Here is a 26,822-nt window from a genome sequence, read left to right as displayed (position 1 = left end):
ATTTTGACGACCACGCAAGTACCCGTGCAGAGAGCGGGAGCAGGGGAGGTCAGCAGTTCCGTAGGACGCAGTGAAAGAAATCGAGATCGATGTCGCTGTATCAGAACAAATTCTGCAACTCTTGGTGAACCCTCAAATACAGGCTGTATCAGTAGGTCTTTGAATCGTGGAGGTTGCCGGCTTCGTCGTAGAGATAGACCGTGTCGCCACTATTGTTCCAGATCATTGTGTCTGACCCCCAGTATACGTCTCCATCCTGATCGTCGCTGGTTCCGTCGCCAGTGTGCAGGCGACATGTCCCGTCCGCCGTGATCGTGTAGCCGTCGGTAAACCCGTACTTGTGGCCTGCCTCGTCTTCGACATGGAACTCGTCCATGTTCGGGGCGCTGTCAGCGTAGTTCTCGAATTCGACCCATTCGTCGTTCAGTGTCCCATCGCCATCGGCCTGGATCGTTCCAACCTGGATATCGACGTCGCCGGTGTAGGACCGCTGTGTCACTTCGGACCCACTATCGTCGAACAGGTATGCCGTGTCTCCACCGTTGTTCCAAGTCCAGCCATTATTCCAGTACAGGTCGGTGCTTGAGTCGGTTCCGTCACCGCTGTGGAGGCGGACGGTCGCGCCCGCGTCGAGGGAGAATCCGCTTGGGAAGGTGTAGGTATTGCCCGCCGAGTCCTCGACGGTATAGCTCGACATATCGACGCTGCTACTCCCCGAGTTCGTGATGTCGACGTATTCCTCGTTGTAGTTGTCGCCGTCGGGGTGGATGACGTCGAATGTGAGCGTCGCACTGCCGTCCGATTCAGTCGTCGCTGCTGACGCTGTGTCGGTGTTCCCGGCCGAGTCGGTGACCGTCGCTTTGACGGTGTAGGTGTGGCCTGCGCCATCGTCGCCCGGCGCGATGAGCCGAGTAGTGCCGGAGGCCGACCCACCACTGACCGAGACAGTCGTGGAGTCCTCAGATTCGCCGTCTGTGTCGTCGCTCAATGAGAGATCGAGCGACGAGAGGTCGTCATTCGGATCGGAGACGGTCCAGTCGACGTCGAATTCGGCGTCCGTGTCACTCGTTTCGACTTCGGATATAGCTATGCTATCGACGGCTGGTGAGCGCCCAGAGTAGGCGGTCCAGAGTGAGAAGTCGGCCGTGTTGAAGTTCGTCGTGGTGAGTATATCCTTGTTGCCGGCATTGTTCGTGCTGTCGTGAACGTCGTCATCGTTGAGGCGGAGGTCCGTGCCGAGGTCGTTGGCGAGCGCATTGAGATTCTCGCGTTGGGTTGCGGTCGCCGCGTGACTTCCCATCAGGATGACGGCGCCCCCGTTCGAGATGAAGGTGGTGAGGCGGTCGACTTCGGAGGCAGTCCAGGCGTCGTTCCCGCCGGTGACAATGAGGGCTCTAGCATCAGCGAGTGTAAATCCGGTCGAATCACCGTATGTGTGAATCGGATGGCACTGGATGTTTTGCCCCTCTAGGTATCTCTGATAGTAGACGACGTCCTCACAGGAGAGGGCGTGCGTGGGGCCGAATGTGTGATGTCCGCCGTCGATGAGTACGTGCCCAGACCGGGAGCTGGACGTCAAAGCGTCGATGAGATTCGTGGTGAACACGAAATGCTCCAGGGTCGAGGTATCCGATTCGTACTCCTCATTGATCGAGAGGCCCCCGAACAGCGCTAGGTTGGTGGCGTCATCGACGCCGACGAGGGGGATGGTGCCACTACTGTAGTCGACCGTGCTCGACGTCGTGTTATCTTGAACTGCGTCTGACTCAGCCCACAACGGTGCCCGTGAGTCGGGGAGCTGGCTGCCGTCGCTGAGTTTGATACTTGAGGTGTGGGGATGGAACGTCGTGGCGACATCATCGTCCTTCACTTCGGGAGCTGTTCCATCGGATTGTTGCCAGACTCGCGTTCCATTGCTCCGCGCAGTGGCTTCGGCAGCGACGTATTCGTCTGTCTCGCTCATACTCGCGGCATAGGTACGCGCGTACCCCTTCTGGACAGCGGACTTATTGTAGACGGTTTCTATGGTTCCATCGCCATCCTGGTCGTATTTGACGAAGGCGAGAAGGCGGTCAAATGGGTCCATCTTGTCGGCTTCACAGTCCAACTGGATCTCGACGCTCGCACCTTCGAGCTCACTTTTTGCCCAGTCGGACGCGTTATTCCCCCAGGTTTCGAGGTGGCTCGCGTCTTCGATGAACTCCCATTCTTGAGTTTTCTCGTATTCGGTGTTCCCGGACTTTTCAGGGGTGTCGATGCCGAGAAAACGGACTTCGTAGCATTTCCCGTCCTGGTCGACTGTTATCTCTGCTGTATCGCCATCGGTGACGCTGTTGACCGTTCCACTATACCACGTGCCGCAACTGAGCGATGTCGAGGTTGCTGTCGAACTGCAACCTGCGGCTACGCCTGTTCCTGCCCCGGCCACGATGCTGGCGGCTCCGCTACCGAGTAGTTTGAGGACGTTACGCCGTTTCGTTCTAATTTTGTCGCCCGACATTATATGATATACATCATCGATGTAATTAAGTGTTTTTCTAAATGGAATCGAAAATGCTAATCTATCCAGTGTTTCAAGGAGCTGTCTGATTCAGGAAGTACAGAACGAACAGGTGATAGACGACCTCGAACAGCGACGTCCGGACACCGAGAACTTCGACACTCTCACAGGGGACAGCGATGATGAGTGGTGTCAGCTCTGTTTGGAGAAAATCGCATCCAACCTAATCACTCTCGATTCGGATTAAGGTGAGATTCCGCTCTGTGAGTATGGTCTGTCCTTGCCCTGTCAGCACGCCCCGCCGCCCGCACCGCCTGCTGCACCAGCGCCAGCGCAGCTCGCAGCGCTTGCACTGGCGCCCGCAGCGGCCGCTGCACCCCCGACGACGATAGCTGCGCTGTCTGTCTGGCTATAGTCCTTACACTCACCCCACGCGACTGGTGCGATTTCGTCGTCGATGTCGTGTGCGGCAAGGACCGCATCCCGGAGGTCCCTTTGGAATTTCATCCTATTAGTTTCGGACGGCAGAGAACACCGTGGCCCAACAGTTTGAATTCAACTGTCCGATTTGTCGTGCAGAGACTGAAGTCGATGCCGAAGTCCGTACTCTACTGTTGAACCAGGGATGTTGGATGTGCGGCGAATCCGTGGACCGAGACGCCTTCTCTCGTGTCGTGGATTAATCGGTGCACGCTTCTGGGCGCGATTTATCGACTTTCCCGCCGGCTATCTGTGTTCTCTCGCGGATCGGTGCGTATGCACTCTGGTCGAACATGATCGACGTCTGGGTTACGATCGGGGCTGGCCTGCTCGGCTACGTGATGCGAGCGGAGGACTATCTGCTCACACCGATGGTGCTCGGACTCATCCTCGGCCCAATAGCGGAGGTCACCGAGCTACTGCCGCCGGACACTGACGCCATGGCACACTCGGTGCGCTACTTGGTGCTGGAGCAGCTACGGCAGGTCGTCGCTTGACTAGCGACGATTGAGAGTCCGATATTACGCCATGACCGTAACACAACCGTATGTCAGGCCACACAGGGCGTCATAATCGCTCCTAAGGGCCCTTCCTCCATTGGGCCGAGTGCGATACGCCAGAGTGCGGCTACCCGGTGGCTCTCGGATGAGACCCCAGGGGAATTTTATACTTTGTAGCGGCAGAATTCCGCTCTCTCCGCCTCCTACTCCATTTGTCCGTTGTAACCCCGGATGGTCACGTCAAAACTGACTCCTTCACACTCGTATCCGGAGCATCGCCTCGCCCGTTCCCGTCTGCTTGTCGAGGCCAGCCACGAATTCGTGGGTCGTCTGCGAGGGTTCGTATTGGATGGTCGTTGCACCATCGAACGTGCATGTCCGACGATTTAGTACATACATTATGAATGGCACTGAGCGAACATCCTGCCGTCGAATGGACGGAGGTCGTTGACGAACAGATTTTGTTCCGCCATGACCCAGATTCCGTTCTCAAAATCAACGTGGTTAACCGTCTAAGGGTAAGCTAGTTAGTTGACTTCGATAGATCGACCTGTATCGATTTTGCAGTGCTGATTACTTGTCCAGTAATATCTTCTTCGAGATAGCGACCTGACAGTCGGTCGGCCGGACCAGAAACGGCGATGGCGGCTGCTGGCCCGCGTTCGTTGAGACTGACCGACGCGGCGACACCGACGGTCTCGGTAGACTGTTCTTCTCTGGAAAACGCGACCCCGTTTTCTCGGATTGTACTGAGTTCGTCCCTGAGGCGGTCCGGGTCAGTGATAGACTGTTCGGTCGGCTTCTCACTTCGTTCGCTAATGATGTCGTTGGCTCGGTGTGGGTTCATCGAAGCGAGAATCGCTTTTCCGGGCGCTAACGTGTGGAGTGGAAGGCGCTCGCCACAGCAGTACTCTGGCGACCAGGAACCAGCGCCAGTAGCAATATAGATAGGAATTCCCGCCCCTTCTTCTTCAATAAATAGCATTGAGGCTTCGTCGGTCGACCTGGCGAGATTGTCTACATGGGGTCTAGCGGCGCTGTATATCGGATACTGACGCCGTGTCTTATCACCTGGTTCGAGAATGCCGAACGAAGGAGCGTAGCGCTGATTTTGTTTCTTGACGTATCCCAATTCTGAGAGTGTGTATAAGTGTTTGTGGACGACTCCCTTCGAGAGATCGACTGACTCGGCGAGTTCTGTGACTCCCATTTCTCGGTCGGCAGTGACAAGCTTCTCAAGAATCTGAAAGGAGTTCACGGTTGCATTGACCGTTTTCGAGCTCCGTTCACTCATCAATACCATGCTATTGTGTACCGTGGTTATATAGTATTTGTTTCTCAGAGAAGAACGATATGTTAGCGGTACAGTGTTTGACTTGTCGTATGCAAACTCAATTATAGTTACTACATATGTTTTCGGGCACAATACAAAATCTGTTTCGCTCTGGAAAACGATTCAGAAGTGCCGATTTCGTCGCATACAGACTCTATTAGCACAGTATTCGATTTCGCTGCGAAACATTTATCATCATCTTTCGGATTGGCCGCGATAGACATCGAAGCATGCGAACAGCCAATCTGACAGGCGCTCAGACGATAGAGATCGTAGAGAAGCAGAAACCGAGCTCAGATCCAGACGAGGTCTTGGTCAAAATCGAGGCCTGTGGAGTTTGCACGACGGACCTTCACATGTACAGTGGATCGCTCACCATCGATTACCCGATGGTGCCTGGACACGAAAGTGCGGGCGAAGTCGTCGCTGTCGGCAAGGAGGTCAACGACTACACGACCGGGGACCGAGTTGCGATCAACCCGTCGATTCCCTGTAACGAGTGTCAGGCGTGCAAGGCCGGTCGAGAAAATCTTTGCCGTGATCTGACGTCTATTGGTGGTGCAGCCAAACACATCATCGACGGCGCATTCGCCGAGTACGTGTCGGTCCCGGTTGGAAACGTCGAACGTGTCGGCGAAATGGACTACCGGACGGCAGCGCTCGCCGAACCGCTCGGCTGCTGTATTAACGGAGTTGACCAGATCGACCTAACGAGCGGCGAGACCGTCGTTGTCGTTGGTGCCGGAGGAATCGGCCTCCTGTTCGTTCAACTTCTCCAGGCAAGCGGTGCCGGACCAATCGTTGTCTCCGAACCGGTTGAGGACCGCCGGACGGCCGCACTGGAAGTCGGGGCAGATCATGTCCTCGATCCAACTGAGACAGATCTAGTGGAGACGGTTCCAGATCTCGTTGGCGATGTCGATGTCGCTGTCGAGGCAGTCGGCCTTCCGCAGACGATCGAACAGGCCTATTCGCTGACTGGACCGGGCGGTCGGACGCTTGTCTTTGGTGTTCCACCGGAGAACGAAACGGTCGAAATCCCCCCGTTCGACGTGTTCTACGAGGAACGGGAGATCATTGGCACCTATTCGCTTACCCCGGGGACGTTCGCACGGGCTGTAACGCTGCTCGAGAACGGTCGAATCGACGTCGACACACTCATCACCGACGAGTTCGACCTCGACGGGCTCGAGCACGCCTTTGCGCAAATGGAGGCTAGCGAGGGACTGAAGAAGATGATTTACCCGAATCGGTAGCATCCACGACGAATAAGCACAACAGTAAACTAAGACATAATATGACTGAGGAATACGACCGACGGACGTTGATAAAGACGGCCGGAGGAGCCGCAGTCGGCACCGCACTCGCCGGCTGTACGCGCGGTGGCGGACAGGGGGCGAACAACGAAACCAACAGTCCTCCCGACGAGCTCGTAATCCCATTGAGTAAGTACGACGCGGACATCGATTGGAAACAGTTCAAGGGCTCCACGATCAATATCGGTGCGGTCCAGCACCCTTGGGTATCGGCGATCAAGCCAGCCGTGCCGGTGTTCGAGAAACTGACCGGCATTGACGTGATCTGGAACATCCTGCCGGAACAGCAGTTCCGGACCAAGCGACTTACCGATGTCTCGACCGGCGCCGGAAAGTTCGACGTGTTCTTCATGGACCAAGTCGTCAACCAGTTCCGTCAAGCGAACTGGCTTCAAACCCTGGACACGTACTTCGCCGACGATAGCTTATACGACGAGAATTGGTACAGACCAAACGATATATTCGAAGCCGCCCGATGGCAGGCCCACGGCGGCGGCTACACTGACCGGTGGACGGGCATCCCGATAACCGTCGAGGTCCAGACCCAGTTCTACCGGAAGGACCTCTACAAGAAACACGGCCTCTCGGTCGCAGAAACCCTCGAAGGGTTCGTGGAGAACGCCAAGACTATTCACGAGAACGAATCGAACATCGTCGGGACTGTCGGGCGCGGACAGAAAGGGTACGGGATGAACATCTACATCCTGAACACATTCCTCCGCGAGTTCGGCGGACAGCTCTGGACCAACTATCCAAATAACTCAGGACTCGACACCAAAGCCACCAAGACCGCCGCGAAATGGTACGTAAATCTGCTCCAGCAGTACGGCCCACAGGGCGCTGCCAGCCAGACGTGGTCGGACGTTCTCTCGACGATGCAGTCAGGACGCGCCGGTCACATCGTCTCCGACGCCAACCTGTTCTGGCCGGGGCTTACCGACCCCGAGGCCTCCGACGTAGCTGACACGGTCGGTATCACGAAAACGCCGGCTCCCAGTGACGGACAGTTCGCTCCAAATGCCTACACATGGCAACTCTCCACCTCGAAGAACGCCCAGCACTCCAAGGAGGGGTTCCTCTTCATGTTGTGGGCATCATCACAGCCGACGAATCGCTGGATGCACCTCAATCGCGACGCAGCGTTCTCCGTCCGACAGACGGTCTGGGGGAATTCGGAGTTCCGTTCACGCGTCGGCGACGAATTCGCTTCGGTCTCACTCAAGTCGCTCAAATCGGCCAGTCCCGATCCGTTCGATCCGAAGTACCCGACGTGGGGACAGAAGTACTCCGAGGAGCTTCAAACGGCCATCGGCGGCTCGCAATCCCCGACTAAGGCCATGACCAAGGCGGCTAAACTGGCTGAAGAATCATATACCGTCTAACAAGAGATACTAATCATCATCATTCAACGTATGAGTACCCAAGAACAAACCAAAACTGCACGAGGCATCAGCCTCAGACGGGCGCGCGAACTGTGGAACGAGTACCTACCGTACTGGTTCATGACGCCGATGGTGCTGGTGATGCTGCTCATCACCATCTTCCCTGGCGTCTACGACCTTTATATGAGTCTCGTAGCATACGAACTGACGAGTCCGTCAACCATCGGAACGTTCGTCGGGTTAAGCAACTACGAGACGGCCTTCACCAGTGCCGGCGTCGTCCACTCGTTCGTTATCACCATCGCGTTCGTCGGCGGTGCGCTGGCTCTGGAGACGATCATCGGATTCATTCTCGCCGCGCTAGTGGCGGGCGTCAAATCCGACCGGATGCAAAAGTTCTACCGCATTGCGTTCATCCTGCCGATGGCCGTCGCACCGGTCTCGCTAGCGACCATCTTCCGCATCATGCTGAACGCTGAAGTCGGCGTCGTCCCCTACCTCATCCAGACGACGACGCCGTTCACAGCACCGAACTTCCTCGCCGAAATCCCCTTGCTCACCGTCATCCTAATTGACACGTGGAACTGGACGCCGTTCATGTTCATTATCTTCTACGCTGGTCTCTCATCAGTGCCTGACACCCTAGTCGAGGCCGCGAAGGTCGATGGCGCCCCAATGTGGCGACGCTACGTTCACGTCATCCTCCCATACATGAAGCCAGTGGTGTTCGTCGCCACCCTCATCCGCCTGATCGACTTATTCCGGACGTTCGGGATGGTATTCAGCCTCACACGTGGAGGGCCGGGCACCGCCACTCAACTAGTGAGCATCAATATCTTCGAGCAGGGGTTCAGGTTCGTCAACCTCGGTGTCGCCAGTGCCATCGCCATCGTGTACCTTGTCGTCATCGTCGCGCTGTGCAACGTCCTCATCGCGAAGGTCGGGTTCGAGGGGGTGTGGGACTGATGGCGACAACCGACGCAGATACGAACGCAACCGTCGGAGTTGACGACGACATCGAAGCTACGAAACCCTCTCATCGTTTCTCGAAGGAGACTCGCGAACGGCTTGTCGAGGGTGGGCGTCACGCTCTCCTTCTTGTCTGGTCGTTCATAGTGTTGTTCCCGATCTACTGGATCGTCTCCATGTCGCTGAAGCCGCCGCGCGAGGCGATCGCCCTGCCTCCAGACTGGATCTTCCTGCCGACTGTGTACAACTATCTCCAGCTCTTGCAGCAGTCGGACTTTGTCGCCGCGTTCGCCAACAGCCTCTTTATGGTGTCCACGTCAGTGATAGCCGTTCTGCTCATTGGCGTCCCGGCGGCGTACGTTCTCTCGCGGTACGATATCCCAAAGGAGCGAGACGTTCTCGTGTGGATCCTCTCCTCGCGAATGCTTCCGCCCATCGCCGTCGTCATTCCGTTCTTCGTCATTTTCCGGGCGCTGAACCTGTTCGACACGCGCATCGGAATGATATTCATGTACATCACTATCAACATCTCGCTGGTAGTGTGGGTGATGAAGGCGTTCTTCGACGGCATCCCCGAGACGCTGGAAGAGGCCGCGCGTGTCGACGGAGCAACTCAATTCCAGGGGTTCCGGAAAGTAGTTCTCCCGGCAGCCAAGCCGGGTATCTTCTCCGTCGCGATTATTAGCTTCATCTTTGCTTGGATCGAACTCCTATTCGGTCTCGTACTGACGAACAACAACGCTGTCACCGTCTCGATGCAGGTTTACCAGTTCATTGGCGTCCGCCAGATCCAGTGGGGGCTGCTTGCCGCCGCCTCAACGGCGGTCATCATCCCGGTGCTGGTGTTCGTCGTCGCGGTCAACAGGTACCTCGCTGCAGGCCTCAGCTTCGGTGTGGTGATCAAAGAATGAGCTCGACTGGACAGCAGATGATACACGAACGATGTGAATCGCTCGCTAATCATACCCCTGCGGCGGGGTCGAACAGCCGTGCCACGGAGACCCACTAATGGCTAGAATCACTATCGACAACGTCACGAAGCGCTTCGGTGAAGACAGCAACGCGGTCGTCGCCGTTGACGATGTCTCACTCGAGATTGCAGACGGCGAGTTCGTCGTCTTCGTCGGACCGTCTGGAAGCGGGAAGTCAACCCTGATGCGGACAGTCGCGGGACTTGAACAACAGTCGGAGGGCGACATCGCCATTGGCGACACTATCGTCAACGACCTGGGACCACGAGCCCGAGACATCGCGATGGTGTTCCAGAACTACGCGCTGTACCCGAACATGACCGTCAAAGAAAACATGTCGTTCGGGTTGAAGATGTCGACAGATCTCGATAGTCAGGAGATAGAGCAACAGGTTGAGTCCACCGCCCAGATGATGGACATTGACTCACTCCTAGACGACCGTCCGGGTGAACTTTCCGGCGGACAGCAGCAGCGGGTCGCACTCGGCCGAGCTATCGTTCGTGACCCAAACGTGTTCCTCATGGACGAACCCCTGTCGAACCTCGACGCGAAGCTCCGGACGACAATGCGGACCGAGATCAACCGCCTCCAGAATGAACTCGGTGTCACCACACTGTACGTCACCCACGACCAAACGGAAGCGATGACAATGGGAGACCGACTCGTCGTCCTCAATTACGGCGAACTCCAGCAGGTCGGTACACCACTCGAGTGTTTCTACCGGCCAACTAACCAGTTCGTTGCCGGGTTTATTGGGTCGCCATCGATGAACTTCTTTGAGGGCCAAATCGAAAACGGAACATTCGCTTCCGATGGCTTCACATACGAACTCTCGAAACGAATGCAGTCGAATCTCGACGGGCGTGACAAAGCAACGTTGGGAGCACGTCCCGAGGATATTGATCTCTTCGAGGATTCCGACGACACAAACGGGTTCGAGGTGGTTGTCGACGTCGTTGAGCCGATGGGGAGTATTTCGTACGTCTACCTCCAACCAGTCAACCAGGACTGCAAGGAGACGTTCGTCGTAGAAGTCGACGGCCAGCGACCCATCACCGAGGGACAGCGTCTCAACGCGCACCTTCCACCCGCCGACATCCATCTCTTCGATGCAACGTCGGGCGAGACAATCCACCAGCGGAAATTGAACGAAGATGCCGAAGAGGCACTCTCCCAGCGAATCCCTGACCATGACGTGAGCGCCGAGGCCGACTGATTCCCAGACGCCTTTTGTTGTATATCTTCGTTCCCGCGCGGATCGGCGATTGACTATTTGATGTTATATCTGGCTCATACGTAGCAGCCTTGTGTTTCAAATGGTTTCACCACTAGTGCCGACCACATGCAAATCTCGGGCTACGAACTATTTGCCGTCCCACCTCGATGGCTACTCCTCAAACTGGAGACAAGTGACGGCCTTGTCGGATGGGGAGAGCCGATCATCCAGGGGCGGCTTCAGACCGTTCGGGCAGCCGTCGAAGAGCTGGTTGAACTACACCTCCTTGGTGAGGATCCTCTTCGGACAGAGTACCACTGGCGGAAAATGTATCAGGGAGGATACTATCGTGGTGGTCCTATCCTCATGAGTGCTCTCTCGGGAATCGACCACGCGCTCTGGGACATCAAGGGTAAACACTACGACGCCCCTGTTCACGAACTACTCGGTGGGGCGGTCCGGAACCAAATTATGGTTCACCAGTGGATAGGGGGAGATAAGCTGGAGTCAATCACAAAGCAAGCTATCCAACGGCGGAACCAGGCATATAAGGCGCTCAAACTGAATGCGACTGCGGAGTTCAGCCCAATCGAGACACCGGCTACGGTAGAACAGGCGCGACAGCGCGTCGCGACCGTTCGCGATGCAGTCGACGATGACCTCCTCCTCGGCGTCGATTTCCACGGTCGTGTCTCGAAACCGATGGCATCGCAACTTGTCAAGGCACTTGAACCATACAATCCGATGTTCATCGACCAGCCGGTGCTCCCTGAGCACTCGGAGATGCTTACAGATCTCTCCGATCGAACGACCGTTCCACTCTCAACTGGAGAACGCTTCTACTCCCGGTATGATTTCAAACCATTGCTCGTCTCAGACGCGGTATCGGTCATCCAGCCCGACGTGACCCACGTCGGTGGAATCACCGAACTCCGAAAGGTGGCGACAATGGCGGAGGCATTCGACGTAAGCGTAATCCCCCACTGTCCTTTAAGCCCAGTGGCATTCGCAGCAAGTCTTCAAGCCGCCTTTGCATCCACAAACGCGGTCATGCAAGAGCAGGATCTCAGCCTGCATGACCCCTCCGAGAGCACCGGCCTCCAATACCTCGAAGATCCCGAAATATTCGAGTTCAAAGACGGCTACGTCGCATGTCCAACGGAGCCTGGATTAGGAATCAAGGTTGACGAAGACTACGTGCGCGATCAGGCAAAGACGAACGTGAACTGGCACAATCCGATTTGGCATCACGAAGATGGAGGGATCGCTGAATGGTAGGTGCGTTACGCCGAGTATGCGTGACTGGCTGGCCTCGTCGCAAGTGTGATCGAATCAGGTCGTGGAAAAGCCTAGCGGTGAGACACCGCAGATACCAGCGGAGGTGGCGATCAATGAGTGATGCCGACCTGGCCCGTGTCGCGGACGCCCTAGATGACGCGGATGCACCTGTTGCTGAACTAATCGAACAGATGCGAGCGTTGACCGAGCGAATCGAAGACCTTGAGCAGACGGTTGCTGCAAAGGACACCGGATAAACGATCTCCAGCAGCAGGTCGAGACGCTCAAAAAGGACCGCGATCCCGCCGAGAAAAAGCGTGCGAGCGACCGTGAGCGTCTCAGTGAACTTGAGAAGACAACTGAGGCTATCCAAGACGATGCGGACGTCCTTTGAGAAGGGAGATCGGAACGCTCTCACAGGCATCAGTAGCGTGGCTTATCGATCCTGTCTGCGACTACGATAGCGCCGAGGGCGTCGATGATAGATCACCGAATCTTGCGGCAGCAGCAGCGACAGCGGCCGCATGCGTTCGCGCTCGGTCGAGCAGGGCCGCCTGCGTTTTCGGCGCGCTATCGGAGACGTCACAGTCATCGGTCGTCTCGTCGATGCTTTCGGTGAGCGTGCGCTGTTGGGCAATGTCCGGAAGCATCTGTTGACGAGTCATACAAACAGGAAGAGAGGGAGTTAGCAGCAGTACTCGAGTGCGCGTTTGTCGGTCGTCTCAGTCCTACAGTGCTTGCAGCGCCAGTAGCGATGATCGATGTTGCCGTACTTGTCCTGGCCGACGTGCGGGCCAGTTATGCGCCCCCCATCGTCACTCTCGTCACTCGCGTCGTCGTCAGCGGAGAAGGTGTCGAGGGAGCCGTCGGCGGTCGCGTCTTCGACGGCGGCCATGTGCTTGCAGTGAGCGTGGCGGTGCACGTGATGCGGGCAAGTGCACGCCATCCGGTCGTCGGTCACGTCGTCCAACGAGACGACGTATTGATGCTCAGCAGGGTTCTCATGGCTCTCATTAGTTACTTCGACCTGGCTGGGGGCTTGGCGTCGAAGTTGAACTGTTCCCACTGCGCGCGTTTCTGTGCCTTCCCGTCAACTTCAAGGTCCGTAGGCGGTTTCGTACTCGTGGTCTTTTGAGCCTCATTTCGGAAGACCGGTGCCGGGTGTTGGCGCACCCGGCGCGTTTCAACACGCCCGAGGGCACCATTCTTCCGTTCCAATTGCTTCGTGGAAAATGGCAATAAACCTTGCCCCATTTGTCGCGTACCAATAGGTTTAGGGTGAACGAACATCTACACTACGACATGAGTCGAGAACGGAACGACGAAACAGGCCGCTACGTCCAGACCCTCACGCTAGATACGGTACTCACAGCCATGCGGAACGCCAGTGACCCAGTTGTTACGGCCAAGGAACTAGGCGAGCGTCTTGACTGCTCATCCGAAGCCGCTCGCCAGAAGCTCACTCAACTCCACGAGCAGGGCGTAATCGAACGACGAAAAGTCGGTGCCGGCGCTGTTATCTGGTGGATTGGGGAGGAGTCAAGTGAACCGAGCGGCATCAATCCAGATAATCCGTTCTGGTCGCTGAAACCGACAGCCGGTGAGCCCGTTGCCGAGGAAGAGATCGACGACGTGCTGTACGGCGATACCGATGAGTGACCAGCCACAGCCGCTCTTCATCGACACTGGCGCATTCTTCGCTTGGGTGAACACGCGTGCTGGACAGCACAAAACAGCTAAATCCGTCTTTGACGCGCTCCGTCGTGAAGCAATTCTCTACCAGCCGTTGTTTACAAGTCGGTACGTATTATCGGAGTTAGCAACACTGACCAGCCGGAAAGTCAATCACGACACAGCGGTTGATGTTCTCCAGACGATCCGGCGCTCAGAAAGTTTCAATATTCTACCGGTCGGGGCTGGAGTTTTCGCGGCAGCCTGCGACGAGTTCGAGCGCTACGACCAGCAAATCACGTTCGTTGACCACACAAGTGCCGTGCTAGCGCGCGAATACGAGATCGATCATATCTTCGCCTTCGACAGTGACTTCGCGACACTCGGCCTCACTCGCGTCCCCGCAGATATCCACCTTCCAGAATAGGCAGTGGGTGTGGTCGGAGTTTTGAATCGTCGGTAGCCGCTGGTGCACGAGCATCGTCTCCGCACTTGTGTGAGACAAAGGAGATTGACTGGATAGCCGACCGGGTGCGGGAAATCTACGACTACGAGCGGTTGAAGAATTGTGACATCGACGACCTGTATAACCAAGAGTTCGGGATGCGCGCGGACGCCCAAATCTTTGAGGCGATATTTCCCGCCGAGGAAAGCGCCGTCCAAGGCCCCGCACGGGCATTCTTGTTGGATTAAGGGAACGCGGACAGGGAGGCACTAACCGAGGCAGAAAAACTACGTCTCCACATGTTACAGAAAGAGGCAGAAATGGAGATTCGATGCGCCTTCGGGCATCGGAAAGAGCTCCACTGAGAGCATCGGAACAAACTTGCTAATTCCGTCTCGGACGCACTCAGCTCTCTTGGATCACTATTCCCCTGGGGCTAAATAATTAGACCGAGAACAATCGCGGATTGCGTTAGTAACGGGGTCATAGAAATGTGGCGTGCAAGATACGTACCTTGAATCGTGTAGGGCCTCAACGATTCATCGATCTTCGGTCACAACGCCGTATTTGTTTTCATGGGTCGGCATCGAAATCCGGGGTGTCATCAGATTATGCCGGGGATTGGCGGGAAGAGTTGTATCAAATGAGTTGGTATAAGGTAGTGAGTCAAGTTGGAGCAAAGAGACAGCGAGGGTGACAGAACGGTTGATGGCGGTGGTCAGTCGTACGTGATTTCGTTCGGATGCCCTCGCCATGTGAGATGACCGCATCTCCATGTAAATACTTATGCTTAGGTGTGAAATATACCTCGACCCCTCGCCTAGATAGCTTGGAGACGAAGACGAACCTCTCTTCTGGAATACCCCCAGTTTATGAAAGTCTGTACGTACTAGATCGACGAGTGGCGGGGGTGTTTGCTCGGTTAGTGTCGTATCGCAGTCATGCGATTAATCCGGTAGTCGGCGTCACGTAGTACTAGGACCACGGCGAATCTTCTCGTCGGGTGACGGCTGGAAACGGTCCGAGGCGGCCGATTGTTTGCAGCAGTCCCGTAGGACGCAGTGAAAAAATCGAGATCGATGTCGCTGTTTCAGAACAAATTCTGCAACTCTTGGTGAACCCTGTGTCGTACTCTGCGACGAAGGAAAACACAATTGTGGATGCTTCAGTCAGTTGAGGGAGAATAGAACACGGAGCCGTAGTCACCGAACGAGACATTTGAGCCACTTGAAATATCGCTCATGCGACGACCGACCTCCTTTGTTGTGGCTCTCTCGGTATGCGCTGACTATAGGAGACTCTGACCTAGGTTCGTGGACTGCGATTGAGAACACCACTGGCTCTCCGGCTACTAACAGGACTGAGTTCGCTGAAGCTCTCCAAGAGGAAATCTGCGATAGGGACCCCTATCCCGCTGCAGCCAACTGCGCTACTACTCATTCGCTGGCAAAACGTGTCATGGTCACTTGTTTCATACTCGTGCTGTACCATTGTGCCCGTACATGACCCTTGCATCCCAACGACGACCATCAGACGAAGACCAGCGAGTTGAACACGCTTCGACCCGTGTCCTTTCTGAACCAGAGACCGCGTCCTGCGCGAATTGTGGCGCAGCGATTCAGCTTCATCACCGACATAAGTGTGTCTCTGTGATTCAACTAGGAGACGATGAAGAGACCGTATTCCGCCAATATCCACTCTGTGACGCCGACTGTCTGTCCGAGTTCAGATAGTCATTCCGTAATTCCCATTCTGGGATAAGGAACGGGATGACAGAACAAGAGGAACACAAAGACGACTGGGTATGCCGAGGCTTAGGATGGCTTGCGGCGGTGTCGTCTGGTCTGTCACTGCGACCGCAGTCCACTGTTTATTCCCGATCGTAAAAGGCGTGAGCCAACCAGGGTAAAAGTGAAGCTGTATTGTTTATTAGAGGTGAGAGTGATCGTCACTCGTTACTCATTTTGTCTATAGAGCTACGCTGATGCTAAGAAGTGGAAGTATTCTTCGTTGTCTTCACCAAGAAGTAATTCTGTAGTCTTCCTCCTCATAGCACAGACTCCCTAGCGGAATGGGTCGCACTGAAAGCAGACGATAGATGCGCGTCTGCTCGGGCAAAACGTGACAGGCGGACGTACCTGAAGCGGTCTATTTGTGGGGCGGTACCACGGCACGAACAAGTAGCGAGGGAATCCACAAATCAGTTGTGAACAGACAGAATCACCTGTCACAAACTACAAGCTAATGTACTCCCTAGTTCATCTCCGAAAACTCACTGGATTAGTCTCGCCAAGAATAACTCGATTACACTGTTAAGATGAATAGCAAGCAGTGCTTGGAGAGTCTCGTCCCATTCAGCCATCAGAGAAGCTTCCCAAAGCAAGCTTTGTAACGATGCTTCATTGGCTTGTCTTCATCTTCATAGTGAGTTAACATTGTGTTCGCTGCTGCAGTTAGAGGCTGAAGACGAGATACCCTGCAAACGCTCGGATATCTATGAGCGGTACCAAGTTGTCGCGGAGAGAGTGGATTCTGACATAGTGTCTGACCGGACAATCCACGACCGTATAAGCCAGCTCCGATTGAAGGGGTTCATCCAGCACGACGAACGGAATGATGGAATCCACGGCGGCAGCTACTACCTGTATAGTTTAGATATTTGCCGTGAGCTCGTAGAAGAAGCCTTGCGACAAAGCAGCTCCCGTGTCTCCACCCTGTTCGACGAGTAACGAATCCTTTCTCAGATACAGCAGATTCATCAGATATAACCCACTTCTATAGCGTAGAAGATAACTCAGTTACATCAGGCACCTCAGATATAATTGGTATTCTATAATATAGAAACCGCCTCAGATATAATAGCTCCTTTAGATATGGTGGGTCTGTATAGTATAGAGTGTTCCTCAGATATAGCAGCTAGCTCAGATATAGAAGATACATTAGATACGCCTGACATACTATTATGGGATTAGAGATAAGATACGTCAGATATAGTTGGAACATGACTCAGATATTACGGTCTCAAATCAGGCTGGTGGTGTCGGGAAGACAACGACCGCAATCAACGTCGCCGGAGCGTTGAACAAGCTTGACCCCGATGTCCTCCTCGTTGACGCTGACTCACAAGGAATTGCTACGGAGGGCGTTGGGTTCCGCGAGCTGTATAACCAGAAGATCCCGAGCTTACATCAGGTGATGATTGACCCATCCCGGACCAACGAGATCAACGACATCATCGAAGAGCACGAGGAATTCGACGTCATCCCGTCGAACAAGGCGATGGATGCATTGAAGGATATGCTGCTGACGCAGGTAGCAAATAACGAGATGCGGCTGAAACTCGCACTAGCCGAACTAGAGACGGATTACGATTACGTTATTATTGACTGTCCACCTGACCTCTCGCAGATACTGGATAACGCTTTGCTAGCAGCTGAGAACGTGGTGATCCCGGTTGAACCAACTCGTCGTAGCATCCGGGGAATCGAGAAAATGAACGAGGAAATCGACTATCTAGAGTCGAGCTTCCGCGGTCAGATAGATCAGATACAGATCCAAGGTATCATAGTGAACTCAGTTGAAAGCACACCGAACAACGATACGAAAGAGATGCTAGAGTTCTTCAGTGATGCTCCATACCCTGTTTTCCAGGTGCCGGAGCGTGTACTATCCGTCGAGCGTGGAACAACGGTGTTTCCGTATTCCAGCATGAAGACCCGGCGAAGCTCAGTGATACCCGTGACGCTTACCTCTCAATTAACGAGAAACTGGCAGCAGAGACGGAGGTGACTGCGTGATGACAGACGATCTTGACGAACGGAAGGAGGAAACATGGAGAATGAGTGAAGTACGTTCAACCGGAGCAGGCTCAGAAACAACAGATCCGTCACCCACGTCAGATACAACAGATACAGAAGATCAACAAGATAGTTCAGACACACAAGGTGCTGAAGATGGCTCGGATACAGAAGGAAGCGCTGATGCCGAAGACACTTCGAACACTAAAAATACAAAAGATAGATCAGATACCTCAGATGCGCAAGATATAGCAAAAGGCGACACTATTCGAGCGATGGCGGTTGAGACCGAAGCGAAAGGGTTCGCTGTCCGGGACCTCCACAATGTCAACGTCTATCTCTACGAATACATTTATCAGGAGATGATTCCTGAATTCAAAGATCTAGATTCGGAGTACTTCCGAGAGCACGGCAATGAACTCTCAAAAAACAAGGAGTTCTTCAATGCTGTTTTCCGAGCTGGACTCCAGAGTCCACAACTGCGTAAGGAACTGGAATTAGAGTAGGTATTCAGCGAGACTTTATAGAGCCGGAAAAGAACTTGTTCTTTCGTAGTGCTGAGTTATGTCTCACTCTGTCGACATCAAGTTCCTCTCCTAAAATTAAAAATATAGTGCTGCGCTCGAAAAGATCTCGACACTCACTGGTGAGTAGATACTCCAAACGGAAACAGTTTACAACAGCTAGTTCTACCGAGCAATACCATATATGTCGTCAGTCCAGTCCCTAGTAGCAGTATCGTAGACAGGATGGTTGCGGTCACCGTCATCAAGATGCTGGTGATCGGTCTCGTCCAGTTTCCAGTCAAAGAGCGCGATATTTTCTCGGATATGATCGGCAGAGGAAGATTTGGGAATGACAACCACATCCTTCTCGACGGCCCAGCGGAGAACGACTTGTGCAGGGGTCTTGTCATACTTATCGGCTAATTCCTGAATAGTGTCGTCCCCGAATAGTTCCCCTCGAGCTAGTGGTGCGGCAGCCTCAATGCGTACGTCTGTCTCACGGCAGTATTCGATCAGGTCTGGTCGCTGGAACCATGGATGGAACTCTATTTGATTGACGGCAATCGGAATATTCGAGACATGTTCGGCGGCACTGAGCTGGTACGCGCTGAAGTTAGAGACGCCGACGTTGCGGACTTTCCCCTGCTCGTGTAACCGTTCCATTGCGTTCATAGTTTCGCGCAGTGAAACCGCTGGATTGGGCCAGTGAATCAGGTATAGATCTAAATAGTCAGTGTTCAACTTCCTCAGGGAGCTCTCACATGCTTCGAGAACGGACTCATAATTGAGGTTCGACGGAAGTACTTTCGAGGTGAGAAAGAGTTCGTCGCGGTCGTTGTCAGCCAGCACGTCACCGATTTCTGCCTCGTTCCTGTATCCTTCAGCAGTGTCAATGTGCGTGTAGCCAGTGTCGAGAGCTGTACGAACGGAGTCACGAACAGTGTCGCCCTCAATATCCCACGTCCCAGCACCAACAATCGGCATCGTGTCTCCGCTCGGGAGACTCACGGATGGTATTGTCATCACGTCTTTCTTCACACTCTACAGGGTTAATGATTCGGGGCCGAACACGCCGCACATCCACAAATTCAGTAACTAATCACCAATATTAATATAATGGTCCGGCAGTCATTCATAGATACGGCAATTAAGCAACGAACCTCAAAGCCCATGACTGAAAACACACCGTACATCACCGTACTACGACAAAATCCGCACGGGCTCCCTACAGAACAGTACGCAAATAAATTGCGTGATCGACTCCCGGACACGGCGATCCAGGTCGCCCGTACACCTGCCGAGGAGCACGAATTAATTTCTGAGACGACAGTCGTGTCAGGGACTCGAATTCGGGAATCCTTGCTCGAAAATGCCAAGAATCTCCGACTCTTCGCCGGTGCTGCCGCCGGATACGACCATCTACCGTTGGAGCGGATGCAGGAGATGGGTGTTGCAGTGACCAACGCTTCGGGTATCCACGCGCCCAATATAGCAGAACAAGTGCTAGGGTACCTCCTGTCGTTCACCCGGCGACTCCACGAAGGCCAACGACGAACCGAGCGCGGTGAATGGCGCCATTATCAGGCGTACGAATTGAAAGACAGCACTGTCACTATCATCGGTCTTGGCGCCATCGGCACGGCAGTAACGCAACGTCTCAAGGGATTCGAGGTTGATACCATTGGCGTCCGCTACACACCGGACAAAGGCGGCCCGACGGACGAAGTGATCGGCTTTGAATCGGACGCGATCCACCGGGCACTCGCCGATAGCGACTACGTTGTCGTGGCCGCCCCACTAAGCGATACGACGCGGGGACTTATCGGAGAGGAAGAATTCAAAACACTCTCACCCCACACAACGCTAATCAACGTCGGACGCGGACAGATTGTCGATACCGACGCTCTCGTTGGAGCACTCCGATCTAATGGTATTCGCGCCGCAGCTCTCGATGTGACTAACCCTGAACCGCTGCCAAGCGACCATCCACTCTGGACCCTCGAGAATGCACTCATAACCCCGCATAATGCCGGCCACAGCCCCCGGCATTGGAGTCGATTGGCCGACATCGTGGCCGGCAACGTTCGAACACTACGTGAAACGGGAACCGATGAGAAGCTAGAAAATCTCGTACAGTCGTCTGGTCAGTGACCGCGCCAGACACAGTGTGAACTGCCTCGGGGTCACGCCCCGAGGCACTCGCCCTGATCAGCTTGTAGAATTGGTCTAGAGATTGAACGTGTCGCAGTCAGGCCAATTCTGAGCTGGATCGATTCCGGAAAAGCGGTACGAGTCACTTATCTACTCGGTATTGATCGATGGCAGTTCTATCGAGGTTGATACCAAGACCAGGGCCAGATGGGATGTCGACGCGGCCGTCGGTGTCGGCTGTGAACGAATCGTCGCTCAGTTCCTCGCGGAGTGGATTGGCGGACCGGTCAAACTCAAGCCACGACTCTCGGTCGACGGTCGCAAGGAGATGGAGGCTTGCCGCGAGCGCTACTGACGTCCCCCAGACGTGGGGGACCAGTGGAATGCTCGCAGCGGCGGCTAGGATTTTAGTAATACCGGTGCTATATAAGAAATGTCGGATGGCCGCCGAAACCACAGCCACGAAAACACTTGAAGTGACGCTTGCGCCACCCACAGCGCACAAAGAGCGTCGCCTTCAGCGAACCGTGGCAACGTATCGACGCGCGCTTTCGGAGTCGTTCGAGAGCGGCGCGGATACACAGACGGCGGTTAACGATGTCGTCACCGGCTACGAGCTTACGTCCTACGCCAAAGACGCGCTCAAGAACTACGTCCCGCAACTCCGGAATACGTACAACGCTTCCGAGTTGGACGACGACCACCCCGTCCGGTTCACCAATCGAGGGTGGAATATCGACCATTCCGAAGACCGCGAACACGAGTTCTGCTGGCGCGTCCCGCAGGTCGGACGAGGAACATCGTTCTGGATACCGCTTCGGATCAACCCCGCGCAGCGCGAGTTGTGGAACGACCTGCTCGACGGCGATGTCTCGGTCGGCGAGTTCCGACTCCAACAGCATCGCACCAACTGGGTGCTGCATGTCACTGTCGAGTACGAAATCGACGAGCCAGATGCCGGGGATGATCCGACGCCGGTCGGATTCGACATCGGCAAATCCAAGCTGGTGGTGGGCTGTGCCTACCGCCGCGATACTCCGACCCAACCTCTGCTGATCGATGGCGGTCGTGCTCGCCAACTCCGCAAGGAGATGTACACGACCTTGGAGCGACTGCAGGAGCGAGATGCTGCCCAGTGGCGGATTGACGAGCGATTCAACCACTATCAGAACGCGCTCACGGATATCGTCGAGAAAGCCTCTCGGGAGGCAGTCGACTACGCAACACAGTTCGACGATTCGGTGATCATGTTGGAGGACCTGGACTACCTCCGCGATAACCTTGACTACGGGAAGTGGATGAATCGCCGACTCCACAACTGGGCGTTTGCTCGCCTCCAGGGCCGTATCGAAGACAAAGCACGCGACGCAGGCATCCCGGTCAAGTACGTTCCGTCGGCGTACACGAGCAAGACCTGCCATGCGTGCGGCCATCTCGGTTCACGCAGCGCCCACGCAGAGTTCTATTGTACGAACGAGGAGTGTTGGGTGTCGGAGTATCAAGGTGACATCAACGGAGCAGCGAACATCGCAAATCGCTTAGACCCGTGGGGAGAGAGCCTGCCAGTGAAATCGGCGGGCGATGACTTGCCACGGGATGGGAGTGCCTGTGACAGCACCACGGAACACCAAGACGCGAGTCGGAAACCCCGACAGATGACCCTCTCGGCGTATAGTTCCGAAACCTCCTCAGATGACGAGGCTACTCTTGTTGGAAGCCCCGGCCTTTAGGCCGGGGAGGATGTCACGTTGCAGTTGCGGTACGCCGGCCATCGCGCGATTGATGCCGAGATTGTCGCGTTCGGCCGCGATAATGGCGTTGACCCAGGATTGCTCTCGTCGTTCCTCGGGCTAGATCTCTGGGAAAAGTATCTTCACGACGATTTCGAGCAGGATATCGAAGGGATGGGCGGTCGCCGTATCTGGCAGAAGGACATCGGGTACGCCCTTGACGTTGCCCGACGGAACGATACTGCACTCCCATTAAGCAGCGACGTCCATAAAGCGTACAAAGCATCGGCGCGTTCAGCAGGCCCGGATGAGGGGCATGCTGCTGCAACCATCCAGTACTGGCAGCGTCTCAACGGCCGCGGCTGAGTGACTATCCATTGCTTCGCACACTTCCCACATTTCCCATGGTCGGTCGCATTCGCCTGACGTAACCGTCTCTATGTCGCTCTATAGGATTTGGCCGCGACTTTTCTCGCGCCGGTCCGCTCGGCTTTCGACGTCCGTCTCGAAGAGTTCCTCGTACAGTTCGAGGACGTCGGGATGCGGGCGGTCGCCATATCCGGCGTTCATCGCCATTTGATGCTCCTGTTCGGCGAAGCTCCCGACTGGATAGTGCACGTCGTGTGCATCGGCTAGTTCTTCCAGCTCGACGAGGTCCTTGTGTGCTTCGCGAAGGTTGAACTGCTGGTCGGGACCGAGACGAACGTCCTCGGACTCAGGGACGAAGTGGTCGACGAACGCTTCGTCGAACGCGTTACCGAAGAAGGCGTCTAGTTTATCGTCGTATATCTGGGTATAATGGCGGAGCGTCCGGTAGAGGACGGCCGGGTCGACGCCACGTTCTTCGGCGAGGAACAGCCCCTCGACGAAGATCAGAAGGACAGTCTGTCCAACCTGATTATGAATGAGCTTGACCAGTTGTGCATCGCCGACATCGCCGATATGGTAGACGTCCTCTGCGATGGCCGACAGCACGTCTCGGTGGTCGCGTAACCGTTCGTTGTCGCCGCCAGCCATGACGGTCAGTTCGCCAGCCGCTGCACCGACGGCCCCACCAGTGATTGGGCAGTCGTGATAATGCATCCCGGCTGCCGTGGCACGTTCGGCGAGCGTTTCGGCCGTGCTTGGGGAGAGTGTGCTCGTATCGAATACGACTGTCTCGGGGGTGCCGTGTTCGCAAATTGTCTCGACCACTTCGCGACTAATCTCTGGGTGTGGAAGCGAGAGGATGATTGTGGAGGCTTGCTCCGCGACGGCGGCGTTGTTTGAGGCGACGTCAACGCCAACATCCATGGCCTGTTGACGCGATGACTCTGAAACGTCGTAGCCGATTACGTCATGACCTTCGGCGAGCAGTGCTTTGCTGATGCCTACGCCGACTTTGCCGAGTCCGATGACTCCGACCTGCATATAGACACCAATACACAATATAAATATAAAAATTTGGTCTCGATGATTCTGAGAATATTCAGGGTTCGTTGCGGATATCTCGTCCTCCCCCTACGCTGAGGCCATATTTCTATATGTAGGTATCGAGAAATGCTATATATGGAGATCACGGTGCTTGAGACCGTGCAGTTTGAGTCGGAGTCGGACCTGACTAATACCGAACGAGACATTGACCTCACCATCCTCCGCGTCCACACTGACGCGGGCGTCGTCGGCCTCGGGGAAACCTTTCCGCAGGCAGAGATGGAGGCTGGAGCGATACACGGCCCCATAGCTGACCAAGTGCTCGGGCGAGACCCACGCGATATCGAAGCCATTCGGGATGACCTTCAGACGTACTTCAACTACTATGGGCATGCCGGGGCAGAGAGCCGGGCGATGAGCGCACTCGACATTGCTCTCTGGGACATCAAAGGGAAAGCTGCGGGCGAACCGATATACCAGCTTCTCGGCGGAAAATCTCGGACTGAAATCCCGGCGTACAATACCTGCTATGACCAGGAATTTGACTTCCGTGAGGAACCGGTTGCACTCGCTGAGTCCCTCCTCGAACAAGGTATCACATCAATGAAGATTTGGCCGTTCGACGAGTTCGCGACAGAGACCCGCGGCCAGCGAATCACTGCAGAACAGCTCGAGGCAGGCGTCGCACCGATCCAGCAGATCCGAGACGCCGTCGGCAACAAGATGGACATCGCCATCGAACTCCACGGCCTCTGGGCACTTACTCCAGGGAAGCGCATCGTCGACGCTGTCTCGCAGTACAATCCTGTCTGGGTCGAAGATGTCGTACGCAAGGGAAACTTTGAAGTATACGAGCGCCTCGCCGCGAGCACGGACTGCCCGCTCTGCATTAGTGAGCGTCTCATCGGCCGTTATGAGTTCGAGCAGGCGTTACAGACGAATGCTGTAGACATTGTGATGCCGGACCTCTGTTGGACTGGCGGTATCAGCGAAGGCCGAGCCATCGCGTCGATGGCAGAGGCACACCACCTCCCAGTTGCCCCACACAACTCCGGGGGACCAGTCCTTCACGCCGCGAATGCTCACCTCTCGGCGACGGTGCCGAATCTATACGTCATGGAGACCATTCGTGACCGATATGACGGCTGGCATCAGAACTTGGTCACCGAGACAATGCCAGTCCGTAAGGGCTCCCTCGCCATTCCTGACAGGCCGGGACTCGGGATGAAACTTGACTCGTCACTCCTCAACCATTCAGAAACAACGGTGCGTCGGACATCGACGTAACTGCCTTGCCCAACGCCCGCTTGAAGGATTCTAGACTGGATCTGTCACCGCCACGACCGAATCAGCGTCGGTCTTGGATGTGCCGCAGGTGATGGAGGAACGAGTCGTCGTTGATTTCGACATCGTCGTATGTCACGACGTCGTCTGTCTCGATTGGCTGTCGGACGGTCGCTCCTTCGAGGAGTTCGAACGGAACGTGATTTTGTTCGGCAGCGGTCTCAGCGGTCTCTAATAGTCCATACACAGTGTAGCCGCCCCCACCGTCAAGTTCGTCGCCTGGTGTGAGGTTGCGCTTCGCGGCGCCGACAACTTCGGCCTCGTGACGGTGGGGGACGCCGGTTGCTTCATTCCGTAATGCGGCGTTAGCGACGCTGACAGGGGTTTCGACGCCTGGGAGATGATACGGCCGATAGAACAGCTGGTACTTGCCATCGCTAGCAACATATAGGCCGGTCCCGGCGTTCTGTTTGAGGTATGTCTGCACCTGTTCATTCGGCGTAGTGGTGACAAGGAAAACGCCGAAGCTGATGTCATCTGAAACGGCTGATCCATCGGGTTGAAGCGTGCTGATCGTGTCGACGGAGCCGCGGGAGTCCAGTATCCCCCCGTCGTCGGTTGGTCGAAGTAGCTCCGGGATTTCTGGAATCTCTGCCGTCGGAAGATGCATGCCGGGTGTATCGGGCGTCAGCCCGGTTGCGTTTGCAACTGCGCACATTTCAACGGCGACTTTCGTTCCATCCAGGAACGAATTGTACATTCGGGCGTTGAGATCCTGTTCTTCGACGAATGACGCGTCGTAGCCGAACCGCTCGAAGACATCGTCGGGTGTTCCATGGCGGTATTCCTCCCGAAATGGATTGCCTTTCCCGGCTGCGACGACATCGAGACCAACTGTCTCGGCCCAATGATAGAGCTCGACTATGAGTGACGGCTGGTCGCCGTACGCCATCGTGTAGATGACATCGTTGTTGTCGGCGAATTCGGCCAGAATCGGGCCGACGACCGTGTCAGCTTCGACTGTAACCATTACGACGTGTTTCTCCGCCATGATCGCTTCATAGGCATGGCGGGCGCCGACCTCGGGAACACCGGTCGCTTCAACGACCACGTCCACCTCGGTTGCTGTCAATTCGACCCCATCGGTCAGTATGGCCCGGTTCCCGTCGCCCACTGCTGTGTCGGCCTCCGCGGCACTGTTAGCGTCGACGACAGCGTCAGACGAGATACCTGCCTCGGCGTAGGCGTCGACTGCCTTCTGTTCGTCTACATCGGCGACAACGGCGGTCGTCATCCCGGGCGCTCGTTCGAGTTGGTCGATGAGTTTCGTTCCAAACACGCCGGCGCCAATGACACCGACGCGAATAGGTTGCTCCAATTTATGTAGTTTTGATGGTACGTTAAGCATGGTTCAGTGCTGTCGTGCGTGGGCTCTGTCCGGACGACGTGATTCATTCAGTCATTTCTTCGATGAGTTGGAGATAGATGCCATCGGCGGTTTCGGTCTCCATGTCGATAAGACGGCAGTCGGGGAATGTCGGTGCGACAATCGGTTCGTCCCACGCAGCTTTGATTCCCCGCCTCTCGCACGTGGCAACGGCTTCATCTATGTCATCCACCTCATATGCGACGTGGTTGAGTCCGTTTCCCTGTTCCGCCAGAAACGTCTCCATCTCCTCGTGATCAATGGGTTCCTGTACCTCGATATAGGTCTCGCCGACTCGATACACAGCAGCCTTGTACCCGGCATCGGGCATCTCTCGAGTCGTGACTGCGCCCATCGAGAGCGTGTCGCCGAACAGCGTCTTATAGGCGTCAAGATCATCGACAGTATACGCGATGTGGTGTACTTTGTCGAACATCAGTTTATTAGAACACTC

The 26,822-nt window shown here is 55.4% G+C and carries 28 protein-coding genes and 1 pseudogene; 20 read left to right on the top strand and 9 right to left on the bottom strand.

The window, feature by feature from the left end; all coding sequences use genetic code 11:
* Positions 1-148 precede the first annotated feature (148 nt).
* Positions 149-2,500, bottom strand: coding sequence for a lamin tail domain-containing protein (locus ACRYA2_RS22825; protein ID WP_433633392.1), 2,352 nt, complete (start codon positions 2,498-2,500; stop codon positions 149-151).
* A gap of 288 nt (positions 2,501-2,788) precedes the next feature.
* Positions 2,789-2,992: pseudogene (locus ACRYA2_RS22820) on the bottom strand (hypothetical protein); the annotation flags it as partial.
* A gap of 44 nt (positions 2,993-3,036) precedes the next feature.
* On the opposite strand from ACRYA2_RS22820, the gene ACRYA2_RS22815 reads away from it, so the two are divergent.
* On the top strand, positions 3,037-3,183 hold the full coding sequence (locus ACRYA2_RS22815) for a DUF7560 family zinc ribbon protein (protein ID WP_433633390.1): 147 nt from the start codon (positions 3,037-3,039) through the stop codon (positions 3,181-3,183).
* A 90-nt stretch (positions 3,184-3,273) separates the two neighbouring features.
* On the top strand, positions 3,274-3,477 hold the full coding sequence (locus ACRYA2_RS22810) for a hypothetical protein (protein WP_433633388.1): 204 nt from the start codon (positions 3,274-3,276) through the stop codon (positions 3,475-3,477).
* 526 nt (positions 3,478-4,003) lie between these two features.
* Here the strand turns inward: ACRYA2_RS22810 and ACRYA2_RS22805 are convergent.
* Positions 4,004-4,774, bottom strand: coding sequence for an IclR family transcriptional regulator (locus ACRYA2_RS22805; RefSeq protein WP_433633386.1), 771 nt, complete (start codon positions 4,772-4,774; stop codon positions 4,004-4,006).
* Positions 4,775-5,043: 269 nt separating this feature from the next.
* Between ACRYA2_RS22805 and ACRYA2_RS22800 the strand changes: the two genes are divergently transcribed.
* From ACRYA2_RS22800 to ACRYA2_RS22770, 7 genes are all read left to right on the top strand, one after another.
* Positions 5,044-6,069, top strand: coding sequence for an alcohol dehydrogenase catalytic domain-containing protein (locus tag ACRYA2_RS22800; RefSeq protein ID WP_433633384.1), 1,026 nt, complete (start codon positions 5,044-5,046; stop codon positions 6,067-6,069).
* Between the two features lie 41 nt (positions 6,070-6,110).
* Positions 6,111-7,511 (top strand): substrate-binding domain-containing protein, encoded by a 1,401-nt coding sequence (locus tag ACRYA2_RS22795; protein WP_433633382.1) that lies wholly within the window; start codon positions 6,111-6,113, stop codon positions 7,509-7,511.
* A 30-nt stretch (positions 7,512-7,541) separates the two neighbouring features.
* Positions 7,542-8,477: a carbohydrate ABC transporter permease gene (locus ACRYA2_RS22790; protein ID WP_433633380.1), complete on the top strand. Its 936-nt coding sequence runs from the start codon at positions 7,542-7,544 to the stop codon at positions 8,475-8,477.
* Positions 8,477-9,391: a carbohydrate ABC transporter permease gene (locus ACRYA2_RS22785; RefSeq protein ID WP_433633378.1), complete on the top strand. Its 915-nt coding sequence runs from the start codon at positions 8,477-8,479 to the stop codon at positions 9,389-9,391. Before ACRYA2_RS22790 ends, ACRYA2_RS22785 begins: the two co-directional genes overlap by 1 nt.
* A gap of 97 nt (positions 9,392-9,488) precedes the next feature.
* Positions 9,489-10,667, top strand: a complete 1,179-nt coding sequence (locus tag ACRYA2_RS22780) for an ABC transporter ATP-binding protein (RefSeq protein ID WP_433633376.1) — start codon at positions 9,489-9,491, stop codon at positions 10,665-10,667.
* A gap of 126 nt (positions 10,668-10,793) precedes the next feature.
* Positions 10,794-11,945, top strand: a complete 1,152-nt coding sequence (dgoD, locus tag ACRYA2_RS22775) for a galactonate dehydratase (protein WP_433633374.1) — start codon at positions 10,794-10,796, stop codon at positions 11,943-11,945.
* A gap of 113 nt (positions 11,946-12,058) precedes the next feature.
* Complete coding sequence (locus ACRYA2_RS22770; protein ID WP_433633372.1) at positions 12,059-12,202, top strand: hypothetical protein; 144 nt, start codon at positions 12,059-12,061, stop codon at positions 12,200-12,202.
* A 428-nt stretch (positions 12,203-12,630) separates the two neighbouring features.
* Here the strand turns inward: ACRYA2_RS22770 and ACRYA2_RS22765 are convergent, their stop codons facing one another.
* Positions 12,631-12,906: a DUF8118 domain-containing protein gene (locus ACRYA2_RS22765; protein WP_472850137.1), complete on the bottom strand. Its 276-nt coding sequence runs from the start codon at positions 12,904-12,906 to the stop codon at positions 12,631-12,633.
* 341 nt (positions 12,907-13,247) lie between these two features.
* On the opposite strand from ACRYA2_RS22765, the gene ACRYA2_RS22760 reads away from it, so the two are divergent.
* The 7 genes from ACRYA2_RS22760 to ACRYA2_RS22730 all read left to right on the top strand — a co-directional run bounded on the left by ACRYA2_RS22760 (position 13,248) and on the right by ACRYA2_RS22730 (position 18,364).
* A complete protein-coding gene (locus ACRYA2_RS22760; RefSeq protein WP_433633368.1) occupies positions 13,248-13,604 on the top strand; it encodes an HTH domain-containing protein in 357 nt (118 codons plus the stop codon).
* Positions 13,597-14,043: a type II toxin-antitoxin system VapC family toxin gene (locus ACRYA2_RS22755; protein ID WP_433633366.1), complete on the top strand. Its 447-nt coding sequence runs from the start codon at positions 13,597-13,599 to the stop codon at positions 14,041-14,043. Before ACRYA2_RS22760 ends, ACRYA2_RS22755 begins: the two co-directional genes overlap by 8 nt.
* Before the next feature lie 65 nt (positions 14,044-14,108).
* Positions 14,109-14,309, top strand: a complete 201-nt coding sequence (locus ACRYA2_RS22750; RefSeq protein ID WP_433633364.1) for a hypothetical protein — start codon at positions 14,109-14,111, stop codon at positions 14,307-14,309.
* A gap of 1,254 nt (positions 14,310-15,563) precedes the next feature.
* The gene (locus ACRYA2_RS22745; protein WP_433633362.1) at positions 15,564-15,794 is read left to right on the top strand and encodes a DUF7576 family protein; all 231 of its coding nucleotides are present in this window, start codon (positions 15,564-15,566) and stop codon (positions 15,792-15,794) included.
* 669 nt (positions 15,795-16,463) lie between these two features.
* Entirely contained in the window at positions 16,464-16,790 is a 327-nt protein-coding gene (locus ACRYA2_RS22740) for a hypothetical protein (protein ID WP_433633360.1), read from the top strand.
* Positions 16,791-17,055: 265 nt separating this feature from the next.
* Positions 17,056-17,850, top strand: a complete 795-nt coding sequence (locus ACRYA2_RS22735; RefSeq protein WP_433633358.1) for a ParA family protein — start codon at positions 17,056-17,058, stop codon at positions 17,848-17,850.
* A gap of 7 nt (positions 17,851-17,857) precedes the next feature.
* Positions 17,858-18,364 (top strand): hypothetical protein, encoded by a 507-nt coding sequence (locus ACRYA2_RS22730; RefSeq protein WP_433633356.1) that lies wholly within the window; start codon positions 17,858-17,860, stop codon positions 18,362-18,364.
* A 183-nt stretch (positions 18,365-18,547) separates the two neighbouring features.
* On the opposite strand, the gene ACRYA2_RS22725 is transcribed toward ACRYA2_RS22730, so the two are convergent.
* Complete coding sequence (locus tag ACRYA2_RS22725; RefSeq protein ID WP_433633354.1) at positions 18,548-19,387, bottom strand: aldo/keto reductase; 840 nt, start codon at positions 19,385-19,387, stop codon at positions 18,548-18,550.
* A gap of 147 nt (positions 19,388-19,534) precedes the next feature.
* On the opposite strand from ACRYA2_RS22725, the gene ACRYA2_RS22720 reads away from it, so the two are divergent.
* The gene (locus ACRYA2_RS22720) at positions 19,535-20,515 is read left to right on the top strand and encodes a D-2-hydroxyacid dehydrogenase (RefSeq protein WP_433633352.1); all 981 of its coding nucleotides are present in this window, start codon (positions 19,535-19,537) and stop codon (positions 20,513-20,515) included.
* 142 nt (positions 20,516-20,657) lie between these two features.
* On the opposite strand, the gene ACRYA2_RS22715 is transcribed toward ACRYA2_RS22720, so the two are convergent.
* On the bottom strand, positions 20,658-20,972 hold the full coding sequence (locus tag ACRYA2_RS22715; protein WP_433633451.1) for an enolase C-terminal domain-like protein: 315 nt from the start codon (positions 20,970-20,972) through the stop codon (positions 20,658-20,660).
* Between ACRYA2_RS22715 and ACRYA2_RS22710 the strand changes: the two genes are divergently transcribed.
* Entirely contained in the window at positions 20,956-22,245 is a 1,290-nt protein-coding gene (locus ACRYA2_RS22710; RefSeq protein ID WP_433633350.1) for an RNA-guided endonuclease TnpB family protein, read from the top strand. The genes ACRYA2_RS22715 and ACRYA2_RS22710 overlap by 17 nt on opposite strands.
* Positions 22,246-22,263: 18 nt before the next feature.
* A complete protein-coding gene (locus tag ACRYA2_RS22705) occupies positions 22,264-22,611 on the top strand; it encodes a hypothetical protein (protein ID WP_433633348.1) in 348 nt (115 codons plus the stop codon).
* Positions 22,612-22,692: 81 nt separating this feature from the next.
* Here ACRYA2_RS22705 and ACRYA2_RS22700 read toward each other — a convergent pair whose 3' ends face one another.
* The gene (locus ACRYA2_RS22700; RefSeq protein WP_433633346.1) at positions 22,693-23,655 is read right to left on the bottom strand and encodes an NAD(P)-dependent oxidoreductase; all 963 of its coding nucleotides are present in this window, start codon (positions 23,653-23,655) and stop codon (positions 22,693-22,695) included.
* Between the two features lie 138 nt (positions 23,656-23,793).
* Here ACRYA2_RS22700 and ACRYA2_RS22695 point away from each other — a divergent pair, with 138 nt between their 5' ends.
* Complete coding sequence (locus ACRYA2_RS22695) at positions 23,794-24,945, top strand: mandelate racemase/muconate lactonizing enzyme family protein (RefSeq protein ID WP_433633344.1); 1,152 nt, start codon at positions 23,794-23,796, stop codon at positions 24,943-24,945.
* A 61-nt stretch (positions 24,946-25,006) separates the two neighbouring features.
* On the opposite strand, the gene ACRYA2_RS22690 is transcribed toward ACRYA2_RS22695, so the two are convergent.
* Both ACRYA2_RS22690 and ACRYA2_RS22685 read right to left on the bottom strand, forming a co-directional pair.
* Positions 25,007-26,236, bottom strand: coding sequence for an NAD(P)H-dependent oxidoreductase (locus ACRYA2_RS22690; RefSeq protein ID WP_433633342.1), 1,230 nt, complete (start codon positions 26,234-26,236; stop codon positions 25,007-25,009).
* A 157-nt stretch (positions 26,237-26,393) separates the two neighbouring features.
* Positions 26,394-26,804 carry a VOC family protein gene (locus tag ACRYA2_RS22685; RefSeq protein ID WP_433633340.1) on the bottom strand — a complete coding sequence of 137 codons (411 nt, stop codon included), beginning with the start codon at positions 26,802-26,804 and terminating at the stop codon, positions 26,394-26,396.
* Positions 26,805-26,822 lie beyond the last annotated feature (18 nt).

It is taken from the genome of Halomicrococcus pelagicus, from assembly GCF_050954125.1.
The sequence above is the reverse complement of the archived record's forward strand: the minus strand, read 5'-3'. Positions and strand labels throughout refer to the sequence as shown.

Excerpts from the sequence above, each read along its gene's own strand:
- ACRYA2_RS22825 (WP_433633392.1), bottom strand. The coding sequence starts at position 2,500 with ATGTCGGGCGACAAAATTAGAACGAAACGGCGTAACGTCCTCAAACTA.
- ACRYA2_RS22810 (WP_433633388.1), top strand. The coding sequence starts at position 3,274 with ATGATCGACGTCTGGGTTACGATCGGGGCTGGCCTGCTCGGCTACGTG.
- ACRYA2_RS22805 (WP_433633386.1), bottom strand. The coding sequence starts at position 4,774 with ATGAGTGAACGGAGCTCGAAAACGGTCAATGCAACCGTGAACTCCTTT.
- ACRYA2_RS22800 (WP_433633384.1), top strand. The coding sequence starts at position 5,044 with ATGCGAACAGCCAATCTGACAGGCGCTCAGACGATAGAGATCGTAGAG.
- ACRYA2_RS22795 (WP_433633382.1), top strand. The coding sequence starts at position 6,111 with ATGACTGAGGAATACGACCGACGGACGTTGATAAAGACGGCCGGAGGA.
- ACRYA2_RS22790 (WP_433633380.1), top strand. The coding sequence starts at position 7,542 with ATGAGTACCCAAGAACAAACCAAAACTGCACGAGGCATCAGCCTCAGA.
- ACRYA2_RS22785 (WP_433633378.1), top strand. The coding sequence starts at position 8,477 with ATGGCGACAACCGACGCAGATACGAACGCAACCGTCGGAGTTGACGAC.
- ACRYA2_RS22780 (WP_433633376.1), top strand. The coding sequence starts at position 9,489 with ATGGCTAGAATCACTATCGACAACGTCACGAAGCGCTTCGGTGAAGAC.
- dgoD (WP_433633374.1), top strand. The coding sequence starts at position 10,794 with ATGCAAATCTCGGGCTACGAACTATTTGCCGTCCCACCTCGATGGCTA.
- ACRYA2_RS22770 (WP_433633372.1), top strand. The coding sequence starts at position 12,059 with ATGAGTGATGCCGACCTGGCCCGTGTCGCGGACGCCCTAGATGACGCG.
- ACRYA2_RS22760 (WP_433633368.1), top strand. The coding sequence starts at position 13,248 with ATGAGTCGAGAACGGAACGACGAAACAGGCCGCTACGTCCAGACCCTC.
- ACRYA2_RS22755 (WP_433633366.1), top strand. The coding sequence starts at position 13,597 with ATGAGTGACCAGCCACAGCCGCTCTTCATCGACACTGGCGCATTCTTC.
- ACRYA2_RS22745 (WP_433633362.1), top strand. The coding sequence starts at position 15,564 with ATGACCCTTGCATCCCAACGACGACCATCAGACGAAGACCAGCGAGTT.
- ACRYA2_RS22730 (WP_433633356.1), top strand. The coding sequence starts at position 17,858 with ATGACAGACGATCTTGACGAACGGAAGGAGGAAACATGGAGAATGAGT.
- ACRYA2_RS22725 (WP_433633354.1), bottom strand. The coding sequence starts at position 19,387 with ATGACAATACCATCCGTGAGTCTCCCGAGCGGAGACACGATGCCGATT.
- ACRYA2_RS22720 (WP_433633352.1), top strand. The coding sequence starts at position 19,535 with ATGACTGAAAACACACCGTACATCACCGTACTACGACAAAATCCGCAC.
- ACRYA2_RS22710 (WP_433633350.1), top strand. The coding sequence starts at position 20,956 with ATGGCCGCCGAAACCACAGCCACGAAAACACTTGAAGTGACGCTTGCG.
- ACRYA2_RS22700 (WP_433633346.1), bottom strand. The coding sequence starts at position 23,655 with ATGCAGGTCGGAGTCATCGGACTCGGCAAAGTCGGCGTAGGCATCAGC.
- ACRYA2_RS22695 (WP_433633344.1), top strand. The coding sequence starts at position 23,794 with ATGGAGATCACGGTGCTTGAGACCGTGCAGTTTGAGTCGGAGTCGGAC.
- ACRYA2_RS22690 (WP_433633342.1), bottom strand. The coding sequence starts at position 26,236 with ATGACGACCGCCGTTGTCGCCGATGTAGACGAACAGAAGGCAGTCGAC.
- ACRYA2_RS22685 (WP_433633340.1), bottom strand. The coding sequence starts at position 26,804 with ATGTTCGACAAAGTACACCACATCGCGTATACTGTCGATGATCTTGAC.